Here is a 958-nt window from a genome sequence, read left to right as displayed (position 1 = left end):
CTAAAAACAATACAGGGTTTAATGATAATGATGGTTCTGGCGATATCAGCGTTGGTGATGATGTTTTTTACGACTTAACAGCAACCAATGTTCCTGTTGCCTTTGGTGGGGCTAATTTAACCAATGTTGTAATTACCGATGATCTCACAGGAGATACTTCAACTCCCGTGACCTTAGCACCTGGAGAATCGGATACTTTATCTATTAGTTATACAGTTCAAGATAGCGATCTGGGAACAGAAATCGACAATATTGGAACAGCCGATAGTGACCAAACTGACCCAATCACCGATCCTGAATTTGTACCTGTACCTGAATCGACTTTGGATATTAGTAAAACCAATACAGGGTTTACAGATAATGACGGGTCTGGTGATATCAGTATCGGTGATGATATTCTCTATGATCTGACCGCAATTAATATCCCTGTGGCCTTTGGTGGTGCTAATCTAACCAATGTGGTTATTAGCGATGACCTTACTGGGGATACCTCAACTCCTGTAACCTTGGCTCCTGGAGAATCGGATACGCTTTCTGTTAGTTACACAGTCCTTGAAAGCGACCTCGGAACTACTATTGCCAACACTGGAGTTGCCGATAGTGACCAAACCGACCCGGTAACTGACATTGAAGGAGTTCCTGTTCCAGATCCCGAATTATCTGTAGTGAAAACTAATACCGGTTTTACAGACAATGATGACAATGGTTTTATCAGTGTTGGTGATGATGTTCTTTATGACATTACTGCAACCAATACTGGTGATACCAATTTAACCAATGTAGTTATCAGCGATGATCTGACTGGTGACACCTCAGCTCCTACTGACCTAGCACCAGGAGAATCTGACACTCTATCTGTTAGCTATACAGTTCAAGATAGCGATGTCGGTACAACTATTGCCAATGTAGGTGTAGCAGATAGTGACCAAACTGATCCGGTAACTGAACCCGAAGAAGT

Annotated in this window: 1 pseudogene; it reads left to right on the top strand. The window is 42.3% G+C overall.

The annotated features are described in order from the left end of the window. A pseudogene (locus XEN7305_RS17225) lies at nt 1-958 on the top strand (hypothetical protein); the annotation flags it as partial.

Origin of the sequence: Xenococcus sp. PCC 7305 (genome assembly GCF_000332055.1) — a bacterium.
GTDB lineage: Bacteria > Cyanobacteriota > Cyanobacteriia > Cyanobacteriales > Xenococcaceae > Xenococcus.
This window is presented reverse-complemented; position numbering and strand designations above follow the sequence as displayed.